We start from the raw sequence: 25421 nt of genomic DNA on the forward strand, positions 1-25421 counted from the left end.
AACTATTTTTTCTCGAAGCTCGACAGAGTATGACTTCATTTAAAAGTATTTATATTTTAATCTAGTGTACCTTATAACAGACGGAAGTGCTGTAATAGCTATAGTGATTGCTTGATCAAGAGCGTCGGATGTTCGAGCCTTGGCAGAACGAAGAGTTTGTTTCAACTTTGACCAACATAACTCAATTGGTGATAAATCAGGTGAGTATGGAGGCAAAAACTTAACCTTACCTCCAACAGATTCAATGAGAGCTTTTGCAGTTTGGGCATAATGGACAGGTAAGTTATCCATGACTACAATTGCTCCAATCCACAACTGAGTTAGTAATATTTGCTCAAGGAAAACTAAAAAACTATCGCTGTTTAAGCTACCGGGGAAAGTCATAGTAGCAATTAAGCCTTCATCGCTCATAGCTCCAATTAAAGTGATGTTTTTCCTTTATTTCCTGGGCGGTCATCATAGACTCTGACTCCGTTTTCACCTCTACCATAGTGTCGTGTCATAGCTATATTTACACCTGTTTCATCAATGAACACAAGGTTTTTGATATCTATAGTATCTAGCCAATGCCGAAACTCATAGGGCAATTTTTGTACTCGTTCTGTAGTTTGCTCAGTTGCTACTAAACTTTTTTTTCCGCTTTAATTTTAATCGCTTCAGAGTGCGAGATAAACTTGATATCCTTACATCTATTCCTGTTTGGTCGCTCAATGATTCTTGAATTTCTCGCAAATATATATCATTTTTCTCTGCCACCATTATCTTTAACAGTTCTTGGTCTTTACCTTTAATCTTCGAGCGGCGATCTCCACCTTGAGGCTTGGCAGCGATCTCCAACGTCTCTCGATACCGACGCAAAAAGTCACGAATGAACGACAAACTAACTTTAAATCGTTTTGCTAAATCTCTTTGTGTGCCTTCTTTGTTTTGCCATGCACTTAGTATCTTCTGTCGTAAGTCAATAGAGTATGCTGCCATTTCTAAATAATCTTCTTTTTTATATCTTTAAAATTTACCACTTTTGTAGCGGACTTGATCTCAAATTGCTGTAAGTACAGAGCAGGTTGCAGAGTTTGGAAGTGGTATAGCGCACCCGCCCAAGCGTTCTAATGTCCATCTGATTATCATCACCCGTCGGAAATGCTAGGGCGTTTGCATCCTGATAGTTTGGGTGAGGCATTCCAGTATTTGCTTCTGGATTGTGGGTATCACTACTGACAAATACAATCCGGGACCGATCGCTTAACTGTGGTAGCAGCAAATTGACAAGTAGAAAGTGTTCTAGATGGTGTACGCCAAAGGTCATCTCGAATCCATTTTCTGTGTAGCGTGTGCCTGAAACGATTTGAACTCCTGCATTACACACGATCGCGTGTAAAGGGGGATGTTCTCTGGCTTGGAAATCTTGCACGAACTGACGCACGGATGCCAGAGATGCCAAATCAAGGGTCATCCCTTCAATAAAAGAATAGTTCGTTTCAGCAGTCAATTGTAGAACCGCTTCTTCAACTCTGGGCAGATTTCGACTGGCGATGATAATGTGCCAGTCTTGTTTAGATTGTGCGATCGCTTGCTTGGGCGCAATAGTATCCCAGACCACTATTACCCCCTGTAATGATCACCGTTTTACTAGCTTTAATTGGAGTTTACATCATGTTCAGCCTGTAAATTGAAAACCTATGTCAAACTTAAACGATGGAGCATACTCCAATGTCAAGCAGAAATCTTCAATCTCAATAGCGGAAGAGGGATATTTTTAACTGATAAGGATTAATTAAGCCTTACACGGCTTGGAATCCATACTCTTCAATCAATTCAGGCATTTTTTTGTAGAGAGCTTTTAGCCATTTTATTATTTATGCTATCCCTGTGCCTTAAATAATCGCCTTCCAGAGCCTTTTGTAATGGTAATAAATTTTACAAACATCTATCAACAGCCATTCCAGCGTGAGACTACTATTAGTTCCGTTGCACTCTCAGAGAAAATTGCGTAGCCACAAATTATTTTGAGGTATTTGTTGACCTCGCTACTATCCACATCTGGATTCACAAAATATTAGTGTGATAGGGTCATTAAAGAATTCTTATACTTTAGATGCGTAAGTCCTGTAGATTTTCTTTAGCTTCGTTGAGAAGAATGTAATTTTGTTGCTGCTGAGTGCTATACCCAACATGCCTTCTAGCAGGGTTGCCAAAACAGTTGTCGGTTCAGGAACCGCAGATGCTTTAATCTGATTCGTACTCGAATCGAATAATTGACTATAGTCTGCTGTAATATTTTGGTAAAGATAAGAGGTCGCTCCCGGAGAGATGAAGACACGACCCGGAGCCTCAACATTGCTGAGAAAAATATCACCTATGCCACTACCAGTGCCAACATCAATTGCCCCAAATAAATTGCCTGTAGTCGTGTCAAAGTTAAACTCGAAAAACTGATTGCTTGATACACCATTAACAACTTCGTCTTTAGTTCCAATCAACTCCTGTGATGGATTGAAAAAAGAAACACTGAGTGACTTCAAGGCTTTTGTAGCTCCCGCACCACTTTCGGAAATTATGGCAGGGGTAGTGGTTTGATCGTAGCTAAACGAACCTGAAGCCGAATAACCAGCATCACCCTTCCAGTTAAATGTTAAATCAACAGCTTGAGCCAGATTAGTAGAAGCAATGATAGAAGTCGCACAGAGTGCTAAACTAGGCGCTATCTGCGCTGGAGCTAGGGTCAAAAAGCTTTTCATTAATTAAATAGCCTCGTATTGACAAGTGACTGTGATCGCGTGCCACTGCGGCAACTCGTTCGGAATCACGGGTATTCCAAGCATCTTCTGCTACAAGACTTTGATGAGAGCAGTCTCTAATGTTTTGGGTGGTAGGGGTGGTTTAGTTTCCATACGTACTAGTTACAACTGAGTAAACCGGAACTAGATTTCTACTAACACCATATTTGCTTTTTGATTTTTCTAAAATCTACCTGAAGATAGATGATCTGATGCGGTGCAAATTCAACCTTAATCCTTTAAGGGCTATGTCTACGCTATTTGTGTTTATTATGTAACAATCAAGACCTTTAATTTTTGTAAAGTTATTATAAGATTTATTTATATAAAGCAATATTTGCTTACATAAGCAAACTCAAATAAAAGAGTAGGTAATAAAAGGATGAATCAACCCATTGAATTATCTTTAGAACAAGAATTTAGCCTGAGAACTTTCGCAGACCTTGTGCAGCAGATGTCCCGTGAACAAGCTTGCATTGTTCTTGCTGATGCTCTATAAGCAGATGATAGTTAGGGAAGCGACTTACCAAGAATTGCTCAAACATCAGTGGGAAGTTGGTTCAGATTGAATCTTGGGCTAAAACAAACCCAATTATTCTCAGAATAAGAATTGCTGTATAGTTTGAGGTATTGCCAGATTATCCTCTCAAGAGTTGCTCTATGATTGCTCTACCTGGTATTGCTATCCAAAAGAAAATATACGAGAGTTCTAATTCTGTAGTGTATCGGGGTATCAGAGACGATGGAGTAGGGGTGGTAGTCAAAATGCTAAAGCTTGATTATCCTTCTCCCCAAGAACTGACTCGCTACAGACAGGAATATAAAATTACCCGCTCCCTAAAATTAGAAGGAGTTATCAAAGCATACAGCCAACAGGACTATCAACGCACTCTGGTAATTCTCTTAGAAGATTTTGGGGCAGAGTCCTTAGAGAAATGGATGCACAAGCGCCCAGATATCTTCTGCCCTATGCCCTTATCCACTTTTCTTAATCTTGCGATCGCTGTTTGCGACATTCTGGGCAGAATTCATACAGCCAATATCATTCATAAAGATATCAATCCTGGAAACATAGTCTTTAATCTGGATAGTGGCGTTGTCAAAATTATTGATTTTGGGATTGCTACTCAATTTAACCGCACGAATCCGACTTTTAAGAACCCTTATATTTTAGAAGGAACCCTCGCCTACCTGTCTCCAGAGCAAACTGGGCGGATGAACCGTTGGCTCGATTACCGCACAGATTTTTACTCGCTGGGTGTAACTTTCTACGAGCTGCTAACTGGACATCTGCCGTTTTCCACAACAGACATCCTTGAACTAGTCCATTGTCATATTGCCAAACAACCGCCTTCACCTCATGAAATAAATACAAAGATTCCCAAACCAGTTTCAGACATCATTCTCAAACTGATGGCAAAAAATGCAGAAGATCGCTATCAGAGTGCCTGGGGAATCAAAGCGGATTTAGAAATCTGTGCTGAACAATTAGAAGAAATCGGTCAAATCTCTAGCATTCAACTGGCGCTTCAAGACGTTTCGGGTCAGTTTCAAATTCCCCAAAAACTGTATGGACGGAACAAGGAAGTTGCAATGTTAGTGGCAGCTTTTGTTCGCATAGCGTGTCCGTTGGCGCAGCCTCCCGCAGGGAAGGACAATCGTGTAGCGTGTCCAGAAAACAATCGTGTCGCTGCTTTACCAAACAATTCAGAAACGACTTCAGAAAGGGAACAAACGAGCAATCCAAAATTCCAAGTTGAAATGATGCTGGTCTCTGGCTATGCTGGCATTGGTAAATCTGCGTTAGTGCAGGAAATCTATAAACCAATTACCCAAAAGCGTGGTTATTTTATCTCTGGTAAATTTGAGCAATTTCAGCGCAATATTCCCTACAGCGCGATCGCAGATGCTCTGCAAAAATTGGTGCAGCAATTGCTCAGTGAACCAGACGAACAAGTGCAACAGTGGCGATCGCTCTTACTTACAGCTTTAGGAAACAACGCACAAATCATCATTGATGTGATCCCGGAAGTTGAATTAATTATCGGCAAGCAGTCGCCCGTACCAGAAATTGGAGCAACTGAAGCTCAAAATCGCTTTCATCGAATCTTTGGGCAGTTCGTGCGGGTATTTTGTTCAGAATCACATCCCCTGGTGATATTCTTAGATGATTTGCAATGGATAGACTCAGCAACGCTGAATTTAATTGAGTTGATGCTGCTGGATGAGCAAGCCCAATCATTATTTTTAATTGGAGCTTATCGAGATAATGAAGTAAATCCAACGCATCCATTAGCATTAATGCTAGAGAGACTGCGAAAACAAGGGGCAGTGCTTCAGGAAATTACCCTAACACCATTAACGTTTAAGCCGTTGAGTCAGTTAATTGCCGAGACGCTACATCGGAATGCAGACACAGTTTGTCCATTAGCTGAGTTGGTGTTGCGTAAAACTGAAGGCAATCCTTTTTTTGTGAATGAATTTTTGAAAATGCTGTATAGCGAAAATTTATTGACCTTTGATGCTGAAAACTTAAGCTGGGAGTGGAACATAGCTCAGATCCAAGCCCAAGATATCACTGATAATGTTGTCGAGTTGATGCTTTACAAGTTGAAGAAACTGCCAGAGAATACACAGCAAATTCTCCGGTTAGCTGCTTGCATTGGTGCTGAATTTAATTTAGATACTCTATCGATTGTTTGTGAGAAGCCACCCGAAACGATTTTTCAAGATTTACTAACAGCCATACAAGTTGGATTAATTCAATCACTATCTGAATTAGATGAAAACTTGTTAATTCAAAAGTATAAGTTTCTGCACGATCGCGTGCAGCAAGCCTCATACACATTAATCGATGAGTCGCAAAAACAAATTGTTCATTTACAAATTGGTCGCAATCTCCTCGGAAAAATTTTGCCAGAGAGACTATCAGACCGACTGTTTGAAATTGTCGATCATCTTAATCATGGAATTGAGCTTGTTACAGATCAACCAGAACGCAATGAAATTGCTAGATTAAATTTAATCGCAGGAAAGAAAGCAAAAGCTGCGATCGCCTATAGTATGGCTCAAAACTATTTAGCCACAGCAAGAGTTTGGCTAGCAGCTTCTAGCTGGCAAAAAAACTATGACTTGACATTAGATTTATATTTAGAAACAACAGAAGTCGCGTATTTGTGTGGCGATTTTGAGCAGGTAGAATCCTGGGCGGCGATCGTTCTGCAATCAGCTAAAACTGTTCTCGATATCATAAAAATTTACGAAGTCAAAATTCAAACCTATATCGCACAGAACCAGCTATTAGAAGCAATCAAGACTGGATTGCAAGTTTTGCAGCAACTAGGGATCAGTTTTCCCGAAAAACTCTGTCAGTCAGATATTCAGCTTGAACTAGATACAATCATATCCCGCTTTGACAAGAAACCGATCCAGGACTTGCTCCAATTGCCAGAAATGGCTCAACCAGAGAAGCTAGCAGCAATGCGAATCCTATCAAGAATAACCCTTGCTGCCTATCATGCAGCTCCCGATCTGGTGCTTATACTTGTGTTTAAACAGGTCAATTTATCAATCCAGTATGGCAATACGTTTGTGTCTCCTTTTGCATACGCCAACTTTGGGTTAATTCTTTGTGGGATGGTCGGAAAAATTGAGACTGGCTACGAGTTTGGGCAGCTTGCATTAAGGCTGTTACCCCATCTGAAAATCCATTCACTTAAAGCTAGAACATTGTTCATGGTGAATAATTTCATCATCCATTGGAAAGAGCATATTAGGGAAACATCGAAGCCATTCCTGGAAGCTTATCAAAGTGGCTTGGAAACTGGAGATTTAGAGTTCGCTGCCTATTGCGCTTTCACTTACTGCCTCCAACTCTTCATTGTTGGAAAGGAACTTGTAGAGGTTGAACACGAGATGGCAACATACTGTGAAGCAATCTATCAAATTAAACAGACAACATCACTCACTTGGACTCAAATATTTCAGCAGTCTGTTTTAAATTTGATGGGATACTCGGTCAATCCATTCCGTCTTGTTGGCGAATCCTACAACGAGGAAAATAGACTGCCACACCATGAAATAGATGCAGTTATACTCTTCCTGGTACATCTCAACAAACTTATTCTATGCTATCTATTTTCTGAGTATGCTCAGGCATCTGAGAACGCAGCCATAGCGGAAAGTCATGTAATCCGCGTCATTGCAACACCCCTCGTTCCTTTGTATTACTTCTATAGCTCTCTGGCAAGACTTGCAATATTTCCTGGAAGCAGCGCTCAAGCGCAAGAGGAAATTCTCAAAAACGTTGCTGTTAGCCAGGAGCAAATGAAGCAATGGGCAGATTATGCGCCAATGAATTATTTGCATAAATATTATTTGATGGAAGCAGAGACTGCACGAGTTTTGGGTCAGTTGCTTGAGGCAGAAGAGTTCTATGAACAAGCAATTCAAGGAGCTAGAGACAACGAGTATTTGCAAGAAGAAGCATTAGCTTATGAATTAGCTGCTAAACATTATTTGGCAAGAGGTAGAGAAAAAATTGCCCAAACTTATATGAAGGAAGCACATTACTGCTATGAACGATGGGGAGCATCTGCGAAAGTGAAAGATTTAGAAACTCGCTATCCCCAGCTATTTCCTCAATCGTCGGGTATGGCTTATGTGCCAATCCACAAAACTTCTGTCACCACCTCTAATCACTCACCCATCGCTTTCGACTTAGCAGCAGTGATGAAAGCTTCCCTTGCGATTTCTAGTGAAATTGAATTGGATAAGTTACTCAATTCCTTGATGAAGATATTAATCGAAAATGCTGGCGCACAAACAGGATTTTTGATTTTGGAAAACTCAGGAAAATGGGTGATTGAAGCATCTGGTGAACTCAACGAGGGTGAGAATGTCTATGCTACACAACTACTGCAATCTATCCCAACTGTAAATCATCTACCTGAATCAATTGTTAGTTATGTTATTCGTACTCATGAATGTGTCATTTTAAATGATGCTACTCGTGAAGGTAATTTTATTAATGAGCCATATATTCAACACTATCAGCCTCAATCCATTTTGTGTTTACCACTGCTGAATCAAAATCGGCTTGTTGGTGTGTTATATCTGGAAAATCGGTTAGCGGCTGGGGCATTTACACCAGAGCGAGTCTCCTTCCCTGCGGGAGGCTGCGCCAACGGAGACGCTACGCGATCGCAAGTCTTAAATCTGCTCTCCACTCAGGCAGCCATTGCAATCGAAAATGCCAAACTCTATTCAAAGCTACGCACCAGCGAAAGTCAGATGACCCAATTTCTTGAGGCAATTCCAGTGGGAATTGGCATTATTGACGCGACGGGTCGCCCTTACTATGTCAATCTGCGGGGAATTGAACTCATGGGCAAAGGCGTTGATCCTGCCGCAACACCGGAGCAAATTTCAGAGGTTTATCAATTTTATGTGACGGGAACGGATCAAATCTATCCATCAGAGAGACTGCCAATCATCCGGGCGTTGAGTGGCGAATGTACCAGGGTTGATGATATAGATATTCACCAAAACAACGCAACTATTTCAGTTGAGGGATGCGGAACTCCAGTCTTTGACGAACAGGGCAATGTGGTTTATGCGATCGCAGCTTTTCAAGATATCACCGAACGTAAACAAGCAGAGAAGCTTTTAGCAGAATACAATCGCACCCTAGAGCAAGAAGTTGCAGAACGAACGACAGCATTGCAGGCAAACGAAGCAGAGCTACGCGGTGTCTACGACGACCTTCGTTTACAGGAGCAGGAATTACGACTGATTGCCGACGCTCTACCCGTTCTGATTAGCTACGTCGATGCCAATTGCTGCTTTCAATTTATCAACCGTACCTATGAGGTTTGGTTCAACCGTAGCCGTGATGAAATTTTGGGCAACCCTGTTCGTCAACTGCTCGGTGAGGCGGTTTATGAACGGGTTGAGCCGTATATTAATCAGGTGTTTGCAGGGCAAACTGTCCCTCTAGAAGCAGAAATCCCTTTTCCGGATGATAAGCGGTGCATCAGCGCGACCTTTATTCCTGATTTCGATGACAATGCTCAGGTAAGAGGTTTCTACAGTCTCATGACAGACATTAGCGATCGTAAACGAGCTGAACACACTTCTATCTTAGAAGAACGCAACCGGATGGCGCGAGAAATTCATGATACACTAGCTCAATCTTTCACAGGTATTCTGCTTCAAGTTGGTGCAGCAACACAAGTGCTGGCGGATGACCTGGAAGCAACCCAAGTACATCTGGAAATGATTGAGGAACTAGCACGCGCTGGACTAGCAGGGGCACGGCGATCTGTATCAGCACTCCGTCCGCAGCTACTAGAAGAAGGTAATTTAGAGAGTGCCCTGCATCGTATAGTGGCTCAAATGCGCTCGACGACCGACACGGCTCTGATTTGCGGAACTCAGGGTACAGCCTATTCCTTACCAAGCGAAGTGGAGAATAACTTACTCAGAATTGGGCAGGAAGCATTAACCAATGCGATTAAATACGCAAGTGCTGGCGAAATTCTGGTTGAGTTGGTGTACAACGAGACACAGTGTATCTTACAGGTTAAAGACGATGGCAGGGGCTTTGGAGTAGGTAGCATTCCTTTGAGCGGTGGGTTTGGCTTATTAGGAATGAGCGAACGGGCAGAGCGCATTGGCGCACAACTAACGATTCAAAGCCAACCTGGTCAAGGAACAGAAATTCTTGTCACTATCAATCGAGAGTGAGTGTCAAAATGAGCCAATCCACTACGATTCGGGTGCTGATTGTTGACGACCATGCCATAGTCAGAAAAGGTCTAGCAACTATCATTAACCGCGATCCAGAAATGACAGTGATTGCTCAAGCTGAAGATGGGCAGCAGGCGATCGACGCGTTTCGAGAATACCAACCTGATGTCACACTAATGGATTTACGAATGCCCAAAATGGGAGGTGTTGAAGCCATTATAGCGATTTGTGCTGAATTTAAGCAGGCTCGAATCGCGGTACTCACAACCTACGATGGCGATGAAGATATCTATCGCGGTTTACAGGCGGGCGCTCAAGGCTATCTGCTTAAGGATTCTAAACTTGGCGAGCTTTTGAATGCGATTCGCGCCATTCATAATGGTCAGAAATACATTCCGCCAGAAGTGGGCGCAAAATTATTGCAGCGAATTAGCAATCCAGAACTGAGTGAACGAGAGTTGGAAGTGCTGCGTTTGATGGCACAAGGAATGGGTAATCAGGAAATTGGGACTGCTTTGAGTATTGGTGAAAGTACCGTCAAATCGCATGTGAATCACATTTTGAGCAAACTGGGAGTGAGCGATCGCACTCAAGCCGTGATTATTGCTGTTAAACGAGGGATTGTCAATTTGTAAGTAAGTTGTACTAAAATTCAAATTTAGATTCCAACTTTAGTTGGAGCCAACATTCCATTTTGAGATGGACTGATTTATCAATCACTCTATTGAGCAAAAGTTTCAACTTTTAGGGGACGACAAGTTAGGGTTAATTGCATATATTTATAGACAAAGCCTCCAAAGCTTCAACAAAAGTATGTAAACGTTTAGTTGCTCACTGGTGGCAAAATCCTCTAGTTAATTGATGTCAAAGAATATTTAGAATTGGTAAAAAAGGCGGAATACAATTATGGATGTTTGGAATTTAGCTAAATTAGGAGTTGCAATCGTTGGTGCAATAGCTTTGTCTGGAAACTCTGCTATTGCCAAAATCAATCAGGATGTAGCTCTAGATAATAATCTCAATGTGCCTACCTTAAACACAGCGATTAAAAAGCACAATACATGTGCAATAGCTTTGTCTGGAAACTCTGCTATTGCTAAAATCAATCAGGATGTAGCTCTAGATAATAATCTCAATGTGCCTATCTTAAACACAGCGATTAAAAAGCACAATACATTAGGAGACGATGCACAGAAAATTAATTACAGCATCAAACAAACTCAATTTCAAAATAGATATGCTGTAGATAAGAAAAAACCGTTAATAATAGCCTGCTTACCGGTGTGTTGCTGTGGATAAGCTTTTTTATTTCAACCTAATAAAAAAGCTGGTTGTGATTTAGGCAGCTTTTTTATTATGTCACCTGTGGGTGAAAATTTCGGAAAATATAGGACTTATGTCTGATTTCTGAACAGGATTTTAGATAAAATCCTGGGAAAGTGGGCTTTTCAGCCTCAGTATGTTTTCAAAAATCAAATCGGAGTCCTATGTACCTTTCCCGACATGAACCAAAAAGCACCTAGAGTATTGCATTTAAACGACTAACACCGTTTTAATTTTTCCCTGCTTTAAAGCCTTGCTCACTAAAAAATTCTGGTTCTTCAGCTACTTTTATGGAGAATTAATAGAAAAGTGCCAGTTTAATAAACTGCGTAAGCGAAAATTGCTAAAGTTACGAAAGCCATACCCAAGTCTTTTAATTAACTTGAATTTATTACTCCCGGTTCGCTCATTTTCAATCGAGTTAGAAAAAAGCTGAACGGTTTAATAGGGCTTCCAGTTGATAATATAAATGTACTATTACGCCGACTTTGCGCGATCGCGTAAAAATAGAGTTTTTAGAGCAGGGTGGTAGTTCAAGGTAAATTAACGTTCTGAAAAATCACGGTTATAATTTAGAGCATAACTTTGGTCATGGTGAAAATCATTTGTGCGAGTTATTATTGTCTTTGAATTTATTAGCTTTTTTATTTCATACGCTCTAGATAAGAAAAAAACTTTCCTAGCAGGCTGCTGGGGATGGCGGGCGTGTTTTTAAGCCTTAGAGGATGTTTGAAAAGTATTTTTGGTAACTTCTGAGGCTTGGAAACCTAAACCCCCTTTCCCTACAAGGGAATGGGAATTTCAAAGCCTCTCGACCCTTGCCTAACGGCAGGCTGACGCGAACGGGGAGAGGAATGCAAGTGGGGTTTCTAGTATACTTTATTACATTTCGTTAACGCACCATCTAATTTTCTTCTGAATGACTTAGACCTTTCCAAAAACTAGATTTTAGCTCAGGTAGTACAAGGATTTCAGAAGAGATCACTGACGATGAGCATTTTCTTCTTTGGAGGTCTCAGTGAGTTTTGACCGCGATCGCAGTTTGTTATTCGTCCCACCTTCAATACAAGATCGCATAAAAGGTGTGCTGAATGCCACAGTAGTGCTGGTTATGTATGGGGACTATGAATGTTCTCAAAATGCGGACGTTTACAGGCTGATTAAAGTCATTGGACGACAGCTTAGTGTTTCTTTGGGGGAGAATTATTTATGCTTCATCTTCCGTCATTTTCCACAGATAGAGATTCATTCTCATGCTCAACGTGCGGCTGAAGCGGCTGAAGCGGCTGCTATCCAAGGTCAATTTTGATTGACCCGCTAAAACTAACGCAGCCTGTCTAATTGTTTCTTCTCTTTGTTTAACTATTCTTCCAGACCATTCCTCGATATTTTTCAACTCTAAAAGTTTCGTCACATCCTCTTGAAAATCTGATAATGAATCGGCAAAATTTAGATTTGCATATATGTTTTTCTTCATAAAAGTAGATACTTCCTATTTCAAAACTATTCTTGAAAGGAAATTTTACCTTTTTTATAGTCGCAACAATGTACAGAAACGAAACCTCGTTTTTAGAACATCTTGTGTCTTCTAACGAATACTACTCAGATTATTGTATTAAATATTTAATTTATACGGAAAAGATGATTAGCGATCACTTGTTTTTGACCAAACCTCACAAAATCGCATTGCTCCCCTTCTGATTTGATAATCGTTCAACCATCTGTATTAAAGCTAACTGCATTTCTGGCGTAAATTCCAACTTACCAGAACGCAGATGTAAATCTAACTGAGCAAAAGGAATTTCAATTTTTCGTTGCTTTAATACTTCGTAAATAATGTAATATAAATCACTTTTGAGCAAAAACTGTTTATTAGGTTCCGCAGTCCAGACTAATAACTCAAAATTTAAGGTGTTGTTGCCAAACTCTTTAAACAGTACTAGAGGGAAAGGAGTCTGCAATACAATACATTGGGATGCTTAGAAGCAGCCTCTAAGAGAGCAGATTGCACTGCTTTGGGATCTGAGCTATAGGCAACGCCAACGGGAAGATGAAGGCGAGAAATCGGGTTGCTATGGCTCCAGTTGATTACTTCTTTTTCCAAGAAGCGAGAGTTGGGTACAATAATTGAAACGTGGTCAAGGGTACGAATCTCGGTACTTCTGGCACCGATTCGTTCGACAATACCAGGACTTACGCAACTCGCACAAGCAATGGTGCGCTTCGCGCACCGAGCGCCCAAAAACTACACAAAAGACATAGCAATATCTGGACGTTTTAGTTGCTCAATTACAGCAGTTTTTGACCAAACCCGCCACAAAATAAATCGCAGAATGAATTATATCACTGGCTTTGATTATTTCCATCTGTGGCACAATTGATAGCAATTTGCTGTAAATAATTAGAAAGCAAATTGTGCTTGAGCTTGTAAATAGTTTGACCTGTTTGATAAGCTAAATTTTTCAGTCTTAGCCAAACTAACATAGCGCAAGCAATATGATTTCTTTGAAGCCGGGCTTTACGACATTGACATGATTCAATGCCAGGAAAAGTCAAAGTGCAACCCTAACTGACCACCTAAATCAAAACGGTCATTCATCACACCATCGGGTACGCGATTGTAAAAGTAGGCCATAATTTCATTCGCTTGCCCAATAGGGTAGCCAAGATCATTCCATAATATAGATGGCTGATAGCGGTCAATCAACTCGCGCCAATGAGCATTCGCATAATCTGCATAGGCTTTTTCCTGAATAATTGCTCCCACTAGCGTATTGAAATCTGTGATTGTTGTATCTTTGAAAGACCAATCAATACCACCAGAATAATACACACCCATCCGCATACCTTCTTTGCGAACAGCTTGTGTTAGTTCGCCTACAATATCGCGTGTTGCCACTCGCCCTGACTGGTTTCTAGTTTTACTAGGCCACAACAAAAAGCCATCATGATGCTTCGTTGTTAGTACAACGTACCGTGCACCGACTTTAGAGAATAATTTTGCCCATTTCGAGGGGTTGCAATTTGTTATGGCTGCATTAAATCTGGGAATAAAGTCATCATAGGTGAAGCCTTCACCATAGGTTGTACGATGGTAGTTATAAGTAGGGCTGCCCTCAAGTTTCATGGAGTTGTAATACCATTCCGAGTAAGGGTTGTTTTCAAACCAGTATTCCCAACCACGCTCTGCAACGACTTTGTTCAATTCTCCAGTTAGTGGTGCATAGCCAGGTACAGAGTAGACCCCCCAGTGAATAAAAATTCCAAGTTTTGCATCCTTGAACCAGTCTGGAACTTCATGCTTTGATAGGGATTCAGTTGTTGGTTCATAAGTTCTTTGTGCAAGGGCAACAGAAGTGGACAAGTTCAAAAATACAGTTATCCATAATGTAGCAAACAGCGCACGTACTAAAATCTTAATCATTACAAGGTTCCTTATTGACAATATTTTCAAACTTTAGAACGAAAGTATATTTAGCTATTTTTAGTTACTATTTGTACTAAAAAGCACTCAATGTTAAGTTTAAGTCTATCAAATAGTAAAACTAAAGCGATTTATTTCCTGAGTAATCTCTACTGATATTTAACTTAAACGCTTATGTATGGCTCATTTTGATATTTTTGCCCAAATTTTTGTAGGCTCTTATTTTGGCAAAGCTATTGTTCAGGATACTGTATTTTCAAGCATAGCCGCACCCAATTAATTTTAATTATGCAAAAAATTATAGGCTTCATTGAGTTTGTTGGCTGATTCTTCTAATAAGCGTTGTTCATGAGCATTTCTTGATAACAGTAGTTGGCGCTCAATACCTGTTGAGCCAATGATACATGGAAGTCCAAGAACAACTTCACTGCCAACTCCATAGTGAGAATCTGCTCTCACTGACACTGGAAATATCTGCTTTTCATCTCGCAGGATGGTATCAACTAACTGACAAACTACTATTGATATACCATAGCTTGTATTTCCTTTGCGTTCAAAAATGTTATGGCCTCGTTTACGAGTTAACTGTGCGTACTCTTGCTGAATTTGTTCTAGCGTTGTTCCTTGTGGTATAAGAAATTCAGTTAACAGAATTCCCCCAATAAATGCACTAGACCAAACGACAAATTGACTGTCTCCATGCTCTCCAATCACATAAGAATGAACGTCAAGTTTTGCAACATTCAATCGCTTTCCAAGTTGATATCTCAGTCACCAGTATCAAGAACGGTTCCCGAACCTAAAATTAGGTTTTCTGCTCTGGTGGAAGTAGCGATTGCAATCCGCGTGAGTACATCCACTTGATTGCTAACGATAAGTACGATTGAATTCGGTGCAACTCGATCCAATTCTTTGATTGTCGAACGTATAATCTCTGCATTGTCGCTCAATGTATCTAATCGCGTCTGTCCTTGTTTTTGTTGCACCCCAACAGTCACAATAATAATATCTGAATCAGCTAAGTCTTCATACTGATTTGATGGTATAATCTCCATCTCTTTAAGTAAGGGAATGCTGTCTTCAATATCCCATGCTTGCCCCTCAGCTTTTGATAAGGTTCGATCAAAAAGGACGACCCTTACACATTTACCGAGTAGGACTAAACCATTTGCAACGTTTGCACCTACATTACCTGCACCAATAATACCGATTTTAGATGTTTTACTAATCATGCTATATCTACTTTTTTCAAGAGTAAAGTGTCGTTTGTTTGGTAAGTCCTTGGGTCTGCAATTGCTGTCTTTTTACAACTTGGAAAACAATATATTTAACCCTTCGGTCATCGTGGGATGAGTCAAAATACCATCGCGCAGAACGGTGTAGGGCATCTGAGCTTGCATCACCATCTGCACCGTTGAAATCACTTCACCTGCTTCATGACACAACAAGGAACGGGAGCAATGCGATTTTGTGAGGTGCTGAAACCTGGGACATATATAGCTTGTTTCAGGATGCGATCGCAACTAAAAAACCAGGTTTTGTTGAGAATATAGGGGTGTAATTGAGAACCAAACCCCGATCTCACTTTTTCGCGTTGCTCCCACAAGGAACACCCCAGAATACGACCTGTATCTGTATCCACAATCGCCTTCAGAAGTCCATCGATTTTACCGAGTGTTTTCGGCTCTAGGAACGGCTGACGCATCCACCTTCGCTACGCGGATCGCATATCCTTGTTGCTGTGCTTCCGTTTCAGTCAAACCCACATGAGCCAGTTCGGGATCGATGAACAGACAGGATGGAACCAATCGATCCCGTATACTACGGTTGCCCCCATGAATTAAATTAGCTTTGATAATGCGATAATCATCGAGCGATATATGAGTGTATTGCGGGCCGCCGTTGATGTCGCCTAACGCCCAAATCCCCGGAATGTTCGTCTCTAAGCGATCGTTAACTTGAATAAATCCGCGTGTATCGGTTGCCACACCGGCAGCAGCTAAATTTAAGCTCTCGGTATTGGGCGCACGACCAACGGCGACGAGCAAATGCGACCCCTGGAGGGTGATTTCACGATCGCCAACTTGGATTTGGAGGATGGTTTCATTACCAGTGGGATCAACCCTCAACACCTTCGCCTTCAACAAGAATTCAATACCATCTTGTTCCAGTAATGTTTGAACTGCGATCGCTATACAGCGCTTCCCGCTATTATGCAATACAGTTTTTCTTCTTGCCCCTCTCCTAGCATAGCTTTCAGCTTTGATGATGTACCTCATAGCTGCCGGAAGTGCTGTATCTGAATCTTGCTGTGACAGGATTTGCTCACTTTGCCCAATAACAGTAACGCCAGAGCCAAAGCGCCGAAACATCTGGGCAAACTCTAAACCAATATAGCCACTACCGAGAACGATCAGGTGTTCAGGTAGGTGTTCTAGCTCCATAATCGACTCACTGGTTAAAAACTCAACTTCAGCGAGTCCGGGAATGGATGGAATTAACGGTCGTGTGCCTGTATTAATAAACAATCGTTCGGCGGTAAGTACACGAGTGTTCCCCTCAGTTGTTACTGCGATCATTTTAGGAGCAACAAACCTTGCTTCGCCAATAATCAAGTTGTTATCGAGAGCCGTTTCTAAATTGTGCAAGTTCATTTCACGCGCAGATTGCACAACCGATCGTTTTCGTTGGATCACCTCTGCTAAATTAACGATGGGTGTATTGGCTTTAACACCATAAGCGGCACTGTTTCGCACTGTGTTTGCAACACTGGCACTCGCCACCATCGTTTTAGTAGGAATGCAGGCGATATTGATGCACCCGCCACCAATCATGTTTAAGCTGCGTTCAACCAGAGCGGTTTTATGTCCGTCAGCAACTAGCGCTGGTGCCAGTGTTTTACCCGCTTTGCCGCCGCCGATAATAATATCGTCATAGTGTTGAGTGTCCACTTCCATATCCTTTGAGTTTGATAAGGTGAATAAGATTTCTAGAATGTGTTATGAATTTCAGAAAAACTGGCTGAATAAGAGGCTTTTAGCGATAACGTAGTAGTGTGTCAATAAATAATTAATGGATAAATTCCCTGTAGAGACGGCGATTTATCGCGTCTCTTTAACCGTCAAAATGAATTTGACAGACTACTAGCTGGGGTTCCAAAAAGTGCTAACACCCCCTAGAAGATTCAACTTTTTCTACAAGCTTGCTTCATCAAGATACGGTTGTTTTTATACACCTCTAAAGTTCCAGACTGCGGGTTATCTAACGTGCCATCCCACACCCAGTATTGATAAATTCCACTCCGAAACTTATACACTCGAACACCTTCTGTCGCTTGGCTAGTTCCTTTGCTCAAACTTAAATTACCGTTGGGACTAGTGGCGCGATAAAGCAGTTCACCTGAAGTATGATTCTGCCAAATATTTACGTTGTAGCCGCCCCGGCATTTCGTACTCAGGACGATGCCAGCAGTAGAGTCAGCAGAAGCAGGTAAGGAAAAATTAGCTAAGAGACTGATTGGCAGAGCTAGAAATAACGCAAATTTTTTCATGAGTTTTGTAAAATTGATGAGTTTGACATTACTGCATTGCTGCTACAACTTCATCTGTAGAAAGAAGTGCATTAGCTATATACCCAAAGTTGATCAGTGCTGCCTTGTAGCCGTCACCCAGTTGCGGATGCCGAGGGGCTGCTGTTGCATCCTTGACGGCAAGAACCTCAAATCCCTGTTCGAGCAATTCGCGTAGGTGAGCTTCAACACAAAGATTTGCCAACATTCCCAGTAGAATGACTTTGCTGATGTTGCGTTTACGTAGTTGCAAAACGAGGTCGTTAGTTTGTGGCCCATAGACTTTGTGAGGACTGGCCACAATCGTCTTGCCATCCTCAATGAAGGGTTTATAGCGATCAAGGCAGTCAGCACCCGATCCCAGGAATCTATCGAGGCTCAACGCGCCACGGCGATCGAACTCCTTAACCTCAAGCATCATTTGCTCTAGGTTTCCGGCAAATTTCCAATTATGGTCGGTGGGGTAGTAATAGTGAGGGGAGATAAAAACCTCGAATTCATTCTGCTTCGAGGCTTTGAAGATTCGCTCAATATTTTCGATAGTCTTGTTATCCTTAACACTCTCAGCCACCAAATCCCAGGAAACGCCTTTTTCGCTCAAGACATCATTTTGCGGATCAATGACGACTATTGCGGTGTCATTCTTGCTGATGTTCATGGTTTTTCTCCTTACTTGTTGATTTTCACCGTTCTCTTTCTTAAAAACCACCCGCGATATGCAGCGTTTTCCCAGTGATTCAAAAGCTGAATGCAAGTATGAATAGATCGCTAGCGCCATCAGCCTGGTTAAAACAGGCTTTTCAAAGATTGAGGTCTGACAATCCGGGATGATCGTCAGGACGACGACCTAGTATCCAGTGGTATTTACGTTCGCTCTGGTGAATTGGCAGGTCGTTGATGCTGGCAATACGCCATCGCATGAATCCGTGTTCGTCAAACTCCCAATTCTCATTGCCATAGGAACGGAACCAATTGCCAGCATCATCATGCCATTCGTAAGCAAACCGGACAGCAATTCGATTGTCTTGAAAAGCCCAAAGCTCTTTGATCAGACGGTATTCCAATTCTTTAAGCCACTTACATATTAAGAACTGGACGATCGCCTCACGACCAGATAGTAATTCTGAGCGAAAAGGTAGAAAAAATCTCAAAACAAACAAGCATGGCTTTACAGGGGAATGGGTTGAGCCAAAATTATTAACAATTTATGTGGTTGATGAACAGGGTAAAAAAGTTAAAAATGGCGAAATAAAGATTGTAAATGATGGCACTTATGAAGACTATAAAGGCTTTTTACCAATTTTAGAAATGCATCTGATTAGTTTGGGAATTAGTCAAGCAAAACAAGTTTTATTAGTTGCTGACGGTGCTGAATGGATTTGGAAGCATATTCCCCCTCTTTTAAATAAATTGAAATCTCCCGATGCGACTTATCAATTATTTGATTTTTCCCATGTTCCTGAGCGGCTACAGAAATTTGCTGATGTAGTGTTTAGTGATGATAAGGAGCGGAATAATTGGTTTAAAAAAGCACGGAGAACTTTAAAAACAAGTAATGCCATGACCATAATTAGGCAGATGGATGAATTTATCTCTGAAGCCACGGGAGAGCGTTGTAAAACTATGATGCTACAGAGAAATTACCTTTTACGTGCCTATCGTGAAAGGCGTTTAAATTACGCTAAAGCCATAACTCAAAAACTACCTATTGGCAGTGGTGCTATTGATTTTATCAAACCCCAAACTGCTTGATAAATTTTATACTTTAATCCTGTCTTTACTTTTTGACACAATTCATACTAAGTATAAAAGACTGATTGCTGATATTTTTATAAATAATCGTCAAATGACTTGCTAGCAATCTTTTTGAAATATTTCATCAAGATGAATTTTTGTGTAAGCCAGCATTTTATTTGCAAATAAAATCACCCTGTACTTAAATATAATTTTTAGCGATCGCACCGTTTTTCCCCAACCTCACAAAATCGCATTGCTCCCGTAATTATCGATCTGACTCAGCTGGGGGTACAGGTTACTGCTGAAGAATGGTATTTAGGTTTGCTCACCATCATTGCCGATCAACTTATGCTGGATACCGATGTTCTTTAGTGGTGGCAGTCTCTTAAGCATTTGGGCATTACTCAACGGTTAACCACATTTTTTGAGGAAATTTTGCTGGTTGAAATTACGGTATCTGTGGTGATTTTTATTGATGAAATTGACACCACTCTCAGCCTCGACTTTACCGATGACTTTTTTGCAGCTATTCGATAATTTTACGTTGCCCGTGCCCGCATACCTGAATTTCAGCGTCTTTCCTTCGTGTTGATTGGCGTGGCAACACCAGGCGATCTGATCCGCGACTCCAAGCGGACACCCTTTAATATTGGACAGCGCGTAGAGTTAACCGATTTTACGTTGGAGGAAGCACTACCTTTTGCTGATGGACTAGGTTTACCACCTGAACAATCAGAGCAGATACTCAAGTGGGGACTGAAGTGGACAGGTGGACACCCCTATTTAACCCAGCGTCTCTGCCACGTTATAACAGAGCAACGCAAAAGCAATTGGTCTAAAGCCGAAGTTGACGGCGTTGTAAATAGCACATTCTTTGGCGCAATGAGCAAGCAAGACAATAACTTGCAATTCGTGCGGGATATGCTTACCAAACGGGCACCTGATCTGTTCGCTGTCTTAAACACTTACCGCGAGATCCTCCGTGGAAAGCGTATTGTCTTTGATGAGGAGCAGTCGTCGGCCAAGTCCCACCTCAAACTCTCAGGTATCGTGCGCCGAGAACATGATACCTTGTGTGTACGCAATTTTATCTATAAGAAAGTCTTTGATAACAGGTGGCTTCAAGAACATCTGCCAGTTCCCTTAAAAGCATTGACAGCTCAGATGGTGCTTCTTACAAGTGTAGTTATAGCGCTTTTGACTCTAGGTATGCGGCAGCTAGGAGTGTTACAGCCTTGGGAGTTAAGAGTTTATGACCAGATGTTGCGATCGCGTCCCACAGAAGCACCCGATCGGCGGATTTTACTAGTAACAATCACTGATGAGGATCTCAAACGAGAGAAATGGCCTCTATCAGATCGGACAATCAATCAGCTATTAAAGAAAATAGAGTCCTATCAACCGCGAATTGTTGGTTTATATCTTTTCCAACCAGAACACAATAATTTGGCGGCTAATCTCCCAAATCAAGATAACATTGTCAGCACCTGTTTGTTCAGCAGCTTGGGTAGAGATGAAATTCCACCACCGCCTAATTTTCCTATAGATAATGTTGGGTTTAGCGATGTGGTTGCTGATAGTGAAAACGACCAAATTCTCCGCCGCAGTTTGTTATTTGCTAACTCTACAGACAAGAAATGTACAACATCATTTGCATTTGGTGCCTAAATAGCAATTAATTATCTGGCAAAACAAGGCATTGAATACGATTTCACTAAAAAAGGAGATTTTCTATTAGGTAAAACCCTGTTTTTGCGTTTACAACCTAATTCTGCTGGCTACCGACATCTGGATGCAGATGGCTATCAAATATTATTAAATTACCGTCACCCCAACAGCCTCGCCGATAAAGTAACCCTCACAGATGTTCTGAGTGGTCGAGTCAATCCCAGTTTATTTAAAGACCGTCTGGTGATTATTGGCACCACAGCAGCTAATCTCCCTCCAGGTGGCTTTTATACGCCCTACAGCGCTTTGGCAGATCAATCAGCCAGAATGCCTGCTCTGTTTATTCATGCACAGATAGCAAGTCAACTCATCAGTACAGTGTTGGATGGGCGACCCTTGATTTGGTATTGGCCTGTATGGGGTGAATTTTTATGGATCTGGGGCTGGTCTTTGGCGGGAGGTGTACTGGCATGGCGGTTACAAAATCCTTTGCTGCTTGTGATAGCAGGAGGTACAGTTCTCATCGCTTTAGTGGGAATCTGCATTAGTTTATTTTTTCAAGCCGGATGGGTGCCACTAATTCCGTCAGCGTTGGCATTGGTGGTTACTAGCGGCAGTGTAGTAGCATCCCAGATGACGTTACAAAAACAGCAACGGCTTAAAATCAGTAAGGTACTGCGTGATAAGCTCGAAGCTACCTGTGCGCTGAAGGGTGAAGAGATGACAGACGTGATAGCACGGCTCATCACTGAGTACACCGAACAAAACGAAGTGCCTACTATGAGTAGCGATGGACGATCTCAGGAACGCAATAACTAGGTTGTTTTTTTTTGCAGGCTCGAATTTGCCTGGTTTGAGTTGAGTGATGGTGCGATCGCTCTTGCTTTAGACCTTCGACATGACTTGCAATCAAGTTGGCACGCAACCGAAAAACTTGAGGCTCAATTTTAATGACAATACCGTAATTGCATAAGCGATCGCAGAAATTAGCACTCCCGGTTCGCCCATTTTTTTAGGAGTTAGATAAAAGGGGAGCAAACGCGTAAAGACAGAAATTACACATCAGTATCAAGAGTACGATAAAGCACTTTACGGATAACAAGGGACATGCGAATACGGACAATTATGTGGGTAAGTGCCTATGTACAAACTTAGATGTAAAAATTAGGTTTGTTTTTTCTTTATTTGAAGTAACTTTCGCTTTTCTCCGTTGTTAAAAACATATATTTTGCGTTAGCCAAATTACTGCTACACTTCCTAAGCTTTCACCTTCCCAATTTCCATGTGTCGGGAAATGCTTATCAAGTAGTTGCCTTACACCTATACGCTCTAATTGTGCTAGCAGTACAGGGATATCATCCACTCGTTCGTTTGTAATTATAGGTTCTGTATGCATAAACCAGAACACATACCTACTCTGTACTTTTGTAAATAAGTTTAAGATTATTTAACTGCGGCTGAACTCGAATCATTGCATCCGTAACTACAACGAATTCCCAACCTTTCTCTTGACAGATGGGCGCGATCGCTCGGAATAAGCTGAGATTTTTATCAGAATTTACTTTGCTTGCTGGTTTGACCTCGACAAGTAACTTTTTATGCCTGCCTTCAACCAAAAAGTCAGGAGTATACCGTCGTTGACGGTGATTAAACGTGTAAAAGATGCTCAATGGCTGGCTGTGGTACGACAGCACATCTGGGTCAGTTTCCAGCAGGTACATATAGTCCCTCTCAATTAGGGACTCATACCATATACCTGTCTGCATTTTCAGGCTGGAAAACAGACCAATGTTTTTTTTGCTGTTGGAGTTAGTTATTTTTCTAGCTGGGTTAGACAAGCTGAACCTGCTCTTTCCAGACTTGAGCGGCTTGAAGTCCGGTATTCTTAAAGATTATGCGATATGAAACGCATTTCACTTAGTCTGCAACAAAATTTCATTTAGTCCGCACAAATTTCACTTAGTCCGCACGAATTTCGTTTAGTCTGCAAACCTACACCGTGTCGGTTCGCAGACTAGTTGAAAAAATCTCAACAGAATAATAAGGTTTCTGGCTTGTGTTGTCGCAGACTAAGTGAAAAATTGTCGCAGACTATTTGAAAATTTCCTACCAAATTCGCAGACTATTTGAAAATTTCTTTGGACTTCATACGCAAGTAAACTGTAGTATTTATATCTTTACCTTAGTACACTCCACTTAAATGAGGTACGGAATTCACTTTTGGAATGAGTAGTGTCTAGTGTGATATCTTCGCTTGCCAAAGGTATCTCAATTTTCATTTCCGACCCTTTTTTACGATGACGTGTACTTAGTCTTAGTGATTTATTCCAACATCTGTGTCGGTAAATTAAGTAATTTTTCTAACCAAAAAAAAGGGAAAAATGTATCATTCCTAACGGTTGGCTCTTTTGCTATCAAACCTTCAAATAAATCATAATTGTAATCGGGAAAGCTATTTAATTTGTTCAATTTTGCAGTTTCTAAATCTTGAATTTGACTATTGTAATTAATAGATTCTATCTCAGGTACTTGGCACAGTCTGTAAATCTGGAAAGACAAAGCAAATTCTTCAACATTGGCGATATTTATTTGATAATCACGTAAATTAAAGCCACATTGACATTTGAACAATCTCGGTCTTAAAAACTTGATTTTATTATTACAGTTATAGCAAGTATCAATCAAAACACATTTATGAAATGGACATACTGTAACACGAGATAGATGCCAAACCTGAGAATAATAAGCTTTAGTCTGCCAACAGATAGGGCAAAATCTGGCTCCAGTTTTATTAAGTAAGGAGGTAGAAATATTTTCGCCAAATGCTTTGACTACGCTTGTTAAGATGTATGCAGAGTTACAAGGATTAGTTGAAGAGAATGCCATTGACCAAAGAATACTCTCTTCTACTTCAGTGATCTGACTAAGGAGGCATAAATCATCAATTTTAGAGATAAAAATATTACTATATATTCCTGTGACTCTCAGTTGGGAAATTCTTAAAATATAATTTGGAGAAGGGTAATAATTAGTATCTGCAAGTCTAGCAATATAACCAATGAGACTCTCATCTATGTACGGGCGAGGTCGGCGCAAAAGTTTTTTTATTGGCACACACGTTTAATCTTATTATTTATGCAGAACATCCGATGCCTTTTGATTTCTCTTTTTAGTTTTAATTCTTTGGTTAGTACTTCCTATATTAACTAGAGATTCGTTTAAAGATATTTTATTTTCTAGATTTACTAAACAATCATCGTTAAGGAAAGGGTTTTTCTTGTAAGGCTTATCAGCTCTTACATATTTTTCAAAAGCCCTAGCCAGTACCGGGTAATCAAGTTTGTTTAAACCTTCTGTTAATGTCAAGTAAGTTCCATAACGAACTAGCTTCATTACATAAGCTATAATTCCATCAGAAGCATAGTAAAAACGAAAAGCCATCTCCTCACTAGCTAAATTTGATTCTAATTCAAGGGGAAGCTGCGATTCTATTGCGTGTAAAAAAGTCCGAAATTATTTTCCGCAATCCTCTGTCCAAGAAAAAGGGCTAAGATTATGTCTATTAGCAAATCTTCGGCTTAATTGAGGATTAAATTTAAAAACTGCTTCAGCTTCGGATAATCCAATAAGTACCATCGGTACTTTTGTGTCGAGTATTAAATTTTTCAGCCAATCTGATACTGTTCTGAGAACCTTGGCTGAATCCCTATCAATAAAGTGTTGAAATTCGTCTAAAAAAACTAAATAAACTCCACAATCTTTCATTAATCCAATTAGTCGGATTGTTTGATTGCTGATGGTACCTTTTTCATAAGCAGGGTCTCCCAATTCCCATAACAGCTTACTCACAACACTTTTGACGGTTGCTGGAGATGGAATGGTCACAGACAATAATTTTACAATAGTACCTGAATCTGTTTCAATCCTGGGGTATTTTTGAGCGTAGCTTTTAAAAATAGTCGTTTTACCTGCTCCAGTTTCCCCCTTTAAGAATAAGCATTCAGGTTCATCTTTGAGATTAGAAAAATTATGACAATCCTCTGTCGGTTCGCAGACTAAGTGAAAAATTCTCAACGGAATAATCAGTAAACCAAAAAGTTTTTTCCCAAGAGCGATCGCTAATCAAGTTTACGTACTTCAAAGTACTATATACTACTAAATATATAATTAATGC

General features: G+C 40.8%; 22 protein-coding genes and 7 pseudogenes. 7 read left to right on the plus strand and 22 right to left on the minus strand.

Translation table 11 applies throughout. From position 1 onward, the window contains the following. Positions 1-39: 39 nt before the first annotated feature. From V7K62_RS10665 to V7K62_RS10680, 4 genes are all read right to left on the minus strand, one after another. The gene (locus V7K62_RS10665) at positions 40-429 is read right to left on the minus strand and encodes a transposase (protein ID WP_334863925.1); all 390 of its coding nucleotides are present in this window, start codon (positions 427-429) and stop codon (positions 40-42) included. A 183-nt stretch (positions 430-612) separates the two neighbouring features. Next, complete coding sequence (locus V7K62_RS10670) at positions 613-978, minus strand: IS630 transposase-related protein (protein WP_334863903.1); 366 nt, start codon at positions 976-978, stop codon at positions 613-615. 34 nt (positions 979-1012) lie between these two features. Continuing rightward, a complete protein-coding gene (locus tag V7K62_RS10675) occupies positions 1013-1600 on the minus strand; it encodes an SDR family NAD(P)-dependent oxidoreductase (RefSeq protein ID WP_334863904.1) in 588 nt (195 codons plus the stop codon). Between the two features lie 484 nt (positions 1601-2084). After that, a complete protein-coding gene (locus V7K62_RS10680) occupies positions 2085-2726 on the minus strand; it encodes a PEP-CTERM sorting domain-containing protein (RefSeq protein ID WP_334863905.1) in 642 nt (213 codons plus the stop codon). Positions 2727-3159: 433 nt separating this feature from the next. On the opposite strand from V7K62_RS10680, the pseudogene V7K62_RS10685 reads away from it, so the two are divergent. The 4 genes and pseudogenes from V7K62_RS10685 to V7K62_RS10700 all read left to right on the plus strand — a co-directional run bounded on the left by V7K62_RS10685 (position 3160) and on the right by V7K62_RS10700 (position 10826). Further along, positions 3160-3346, plus strand: a pseudogene (locus V7K62_RS10685) (NblA/ycf18 family protein). 91 nt (positions 3347-3437) lie between these two features. After that, positions 3438-9524: an AAA family ATPase gene (locus V7K62_RS10690; protein WP_334863906.1), complete on the plus strand. Its 6087-nt coding sequence runs from the start codon at positions 3438-3440 to the stop codon at positions 9522-9524. 8 nt (positions 9525-9532) lie between these two features. Continuing rightward, positions 9533-10162 carry a response regulator transcription factor gene (locus tag V7K62_RS10695; protein WP_334863907.1) on the plus strand — a complete coding sequence of 210 codons (630 nt, stop codon included), beginning with the start codon at positions 9533-9535 and terminating at the stop codon, positions 10160-10162. Between the two features lie 271 nt (positions 10163-10433). Beyond that, on the plus strand, positions 10434-10826 hold the full coding sequence (locus V7K62_RS10700; RefSeq protein WP_334863908.1) for a hypothetical protein: 393 nt from the start codon (positions 10434-10436) through the stop codon (positions 10824-10826). A gap of 312 nt (positions 10827-11138) precedes the next feature. On the opposite strand, the pseudogene V7K62_RS31505 reads toward V7K62_RS10700, so the two are convergent. Then, positions 11139-11246 (minus strand): annotated as a pseudogene (locus V7K62_RS31505) (transposase); the annotation flags it as partial. 622 nt (positions 11247-11868) lie between these two features. On the opposite strand from V7K62_RS31505, the pseudogene V7K62_RS10705 reads away from it, so the two are divergent. Next, a pseudogene (locus tag V7K62_RS10705) lies at positions 11869-12156 on the plus strand (disulfide bond formation protein DsbA); the annotation flags it as partial. A gap of 3 nt (positions 12157-12159) precedes the next feature. On the opposite strand, the pseudogene V7K62_RS10710 reads toward V7K62_RS10705, so the two are convergent. The 12 genes and pseudogenes from V7K62_RS10710 to V7K62_RS10765 form a co-directional block, all read right to left on the minus strand. After that, positions 12160-12327 (minus strand): annotated as a pseudogene (locus V7K62_RS10710) (ISLre2-like element ISCst1 family transposase); the annotation flags it as partial. A 196-nt stretch (positions 12328-12523) separates the two neighbouring features. Next, positions 12524-12811, minus strand: coding sequence for a hypothetical protein (locus tag V7K62_RS10715; protein ID WP_334863909.1), 288 nt, complete (start codon positions 12809-12811; stop codon positions 12524-12526). Continuing rightward, entirely contained in the window at positions 12790-13092 is a 303-nt protein-coding gene (locus tag V7K62_RS10720) for a mechanosensitive ion channel family protein (protein WP_334863910.1), read from the minus strand. The genes V7K62_RS10715 and V7K62_RS10720 overlap by 22 nt, the downstream gene beginning before the upstream one ends. A gap of 101 nt (positions 13093-13193) precedes the next feature. Next, positions 13194-13394 (minus strand): annotated as a pseudogene (locus tag V7K62_RS10725) (hypothetical protein); the annotation flags it as partial. Next, the gene (locus V7K62_RS10730; RefSeq protein WP_334863911.1) at positions 13387-14274 is read right to left on the minus strand and encodes an alpha-L-fucosidase; all 888 of its coding nucleotides are present in this window, start codon (positions 14272-14274) and stop codon (positions 13387-13389) included. The pseudogene V7K62_RS10725 and the gene V7K62_RS10730, both read right to left, overlap by 8 nt. Before the next feature lie 282 nt (positions 14275-14556). After that, on the minus strand, positions 14557-15021 hold the full coding sequence (locus tag V7K62_RS10735) for a hypothetical protein (protein WP_334863912.1): 465 nt from the start codon (positions 15019-15021) through the stop codon (positions 14557-14559). A gap of 20 nt (positions 15022-15041) precedes the next feature. Next, positions 15042-15506: a malate dehydrogenase gene (locus tag V7K62_RS10740; protein ID WP_334863913.1), complete on the minus strand. Its 465-nt coding sequence runs from the start codon at positions 15504-15506 to the stop codon at positions 15042-15044. Between the two features lie 188 nt (positions 15507-15694). After that, the gene (locus V7K62_RS10745; protein ID WP_334863914.1) at positions 15695-15979 is read right to left on the minus strand and encodes a hypothetical protein; all 285 of its coding nucleotides are present in this window, start codon (positions 15977-15979) and stop codon (positions 15695-15697) included. After that, on the minus strand, positions 15942-17231 hold the full coding sequence (locus tag V7K62_RS10750) for an FAD-dependent oxidoreductase (protein WP_334863915.1): 1290 nt from the start codon (positions 17229-17231) through the stop codon (positions 15942-15944). Before V7K62_RS10750 ends, V7K62_RS10745 begins: the two co-directional genes overlap by 38 nt. A gap of 227 nt (positions 17232-17458) precedes the next feature. Next, the gene (locus tag V7K62_RS10755; RefSeq protein ID WP_334863917.1) at positions 17459-17824 is read right to left on the minus strand and encodes a hypothetical protein; all 366 of its coding nucleotides are present in this window, start codon (positions 17822-17824) and stop codon (positions 17459-17461) included. 28 nt (positions 17825-17852) lie between these two features. Continuing rightward, positions 17853-18500 carry an isochorismatase family protein gene (locus tag V7K62_RS10760; protein WP_334863918.1) on the minus strand — a complete coding sequence of 216 codons (648 nt, stop codon included), beginning with the start codon at positions 18498-18500 and terminating at the stop codon, positions 17853-17855. Between the two features lie 142 nt (positions 18501-18642). Further along, on the minus strand, positions 18643-19002 hold the full coding sequence (locus V7K62_RS10765; protein WP_442937252.1) for a DUF1348 family protein: 360 nt from the start codon (positions 19000-19002) through the stop codon (positions 18643-18645). Between V7K62_RS10765 and V7K62_RS10770 the strand changes: the two are divergent. Next, positions 18971-19570, plus strand: a pseudogene (locus tag V7K62_RS10770) (ISLre2-like element ISCst1 family transposase); the annotation flags it as partial. The gene V7K62_RS10765 and the pseudogene V7K62_RS10770 overlap by 32 nt on opposite strands. 567 nt (positions 19571-20137) lie before the next feature. Next, a pseudogene (locus tag V7K62_RS10775) lies at positions 20138-22066 on the plus strand (CHASE2 domain-containing protein). A 394-nt stretch (positions 22067-22460) separates the two neighbouring features. On the opposite strand, the gene V7K62_RS10780 reads toward V7K62_RS10775, so the two are convergent. From V7K62_RS10780 to V7K62_RS10800, 5 genes are all read right to left on the minus strand, one after another. Continuing rightward, entirely contained in the window at positions 22461-22643 is a 183-nt protein-coding gene (locus V7K62_RS10780; protein ID WP_334863920.1) for a hypothetical protein, read from the minus strand. 16 nt (positions 22644-22659) lie between these two features. Continuing rightward, positions 22660-23085, minus strand: a complete 426-nt coding sequence (locus V7K62_RS10785; RefSeq protein WP_334863921.1) for a Tn7 transposase TnsA N-terminal domain-containing protein — start codon at positions 23083-23085, stop codon at positions 22660-22662. Between the two features lie 484 nt (positions 23086-23569). Next, the gene (locus V7K62_RS10790) at positions 23570-24361 is read right to left on the minus strand and encodes a TniQ family protein (RefSeq protein WP_334863922.1); all 792 of its coding nucleotides are present in this window, start codon (positions 24359-24361) and stop codon (positions 23570-23572) included. 15 nt (positions 24362-24376) lie between these two features. Further along, positions 24377-24688, minus strand: coding sequence for a hypothetical protein (locus V7K62_RS10795; protein ID WP_334863923.1), 312 nt, complete (start codon positions 24686-24688; stop codon positions 24377-24379). A 72-nt stretch (positions 24689-24760) separates the two neighbouring features. Continuing rightward, the gene (locus V7K62_RS10800) at positions 24761-25321 is read right to left on the minus strand and encodes a TniB family NTP-binding protein (protein ID WP_334863924.1); all 561 of its coding nucleotides are present in this window, start codon (positions 25319-25321) and stop codon (positions 24761-24763) included. Positions 25322-25421: the final 100 nt, after the last annotated feature.

The sequence above is a fragment of the Nostoc sp. genome, from assembly GCF_036917935.1.
GTDB lineage: Bacteria > Cyanobacteriota > Cyanobacteriia > Cyanobacteriales > Nostocaceae > Nostoc.

What these genes read in the sequence shown, in the direction of transcription:
- V7K62_RS10755 (WP_334863917.1), bottom strand. Translation starts at nt 17,824, where the DNA reads ATGAAAAAATTTGCGTTATTTCTAGCTCTGCCAATCAGTCTCTTAGCT.
- V7K62_RS10740 (WP_334863913.1), bottom strand. Translation starts at nt 15,506, where the DNA reads ATGATTAGTAAAACATCTAAAATCGGTATTATTGGTGCAGGTAATGTA.
- V7K62_RS10695 (WP_334863907.1), top strand. Translation starts at nt 9,533, where the DNA reads ATGAGCCAATCCACTACGATTCGGGTGCTGATTGTTGACGACCATGCC.
- V7K62_RS10700 (WP_334863908.1), top strand. Translation starts at nt 10,434, where the DNA reads ATGGATGTTTGGAATTTAGCTAAATTAGGAGTTGCAATCGTTGGTGCA.
- V7K62_RS10730 (WP_334863911.1), bottom strand. Translation starts at nt 14,274, where the DNA reads ATGATTAAGATTTTAGTACGTGCGCTGTTTGCTACATTATGGATAACT.
- V7K62_RS10780 (WP_334863920.1), bottom strand. Translation starts at nt 22,643, where the DNA reads ATGCATACAGAACCTATAATTACAAACGAACGAGTGGATGATATCCCT.
- V7K62_RS10670 (WP_334863903.1), bottom strand. Translation starts at nt 978, where the DNA reads ATGGCAGCATACTCTATTGACTTACGACAGAAGATACTAAGTGCATGG.
- V7K62_RS10760 (WP_334863918.1), bottom strand. Translation starts at nt 18,500, where the DNA reads ATGAACATCAGCAAGAATGACACCGCAATAGTCGTCATTGATCCGCAA.
- V7K62_RS10745 (WP_334863914.1), bottom strand. Translation starts at nt 15,979, where the DNA reads ATGCGTCAGCCGTTCCTAGAGCCGAAAACACTCGGTAAAATCGATGGA.
- V7K62_RS10690 (WP_334863906.1), top strand. Translation starts at nt 3,438, where the DNA reads ATGATTGCTCTACCTGGTATTGCTATCCAAAAGAAAATATACGAGAGT.
- V7K62_RS10795 (WP_334863923.1), bottom strand. Translation starts at nt 24,688, where the DNA reads ATGGCTTTTCGTTTTTACTATGCTTCTGATGGAATTATAGCTTATGTA.
- V7K62_RS10750 (WP_334863915.1), bottom strand. Translation starts at nt 17,231, where the DNA reads ATGGAAGTGGACACTCAACACTATGACGATATTATTATCGGCGGCGGC.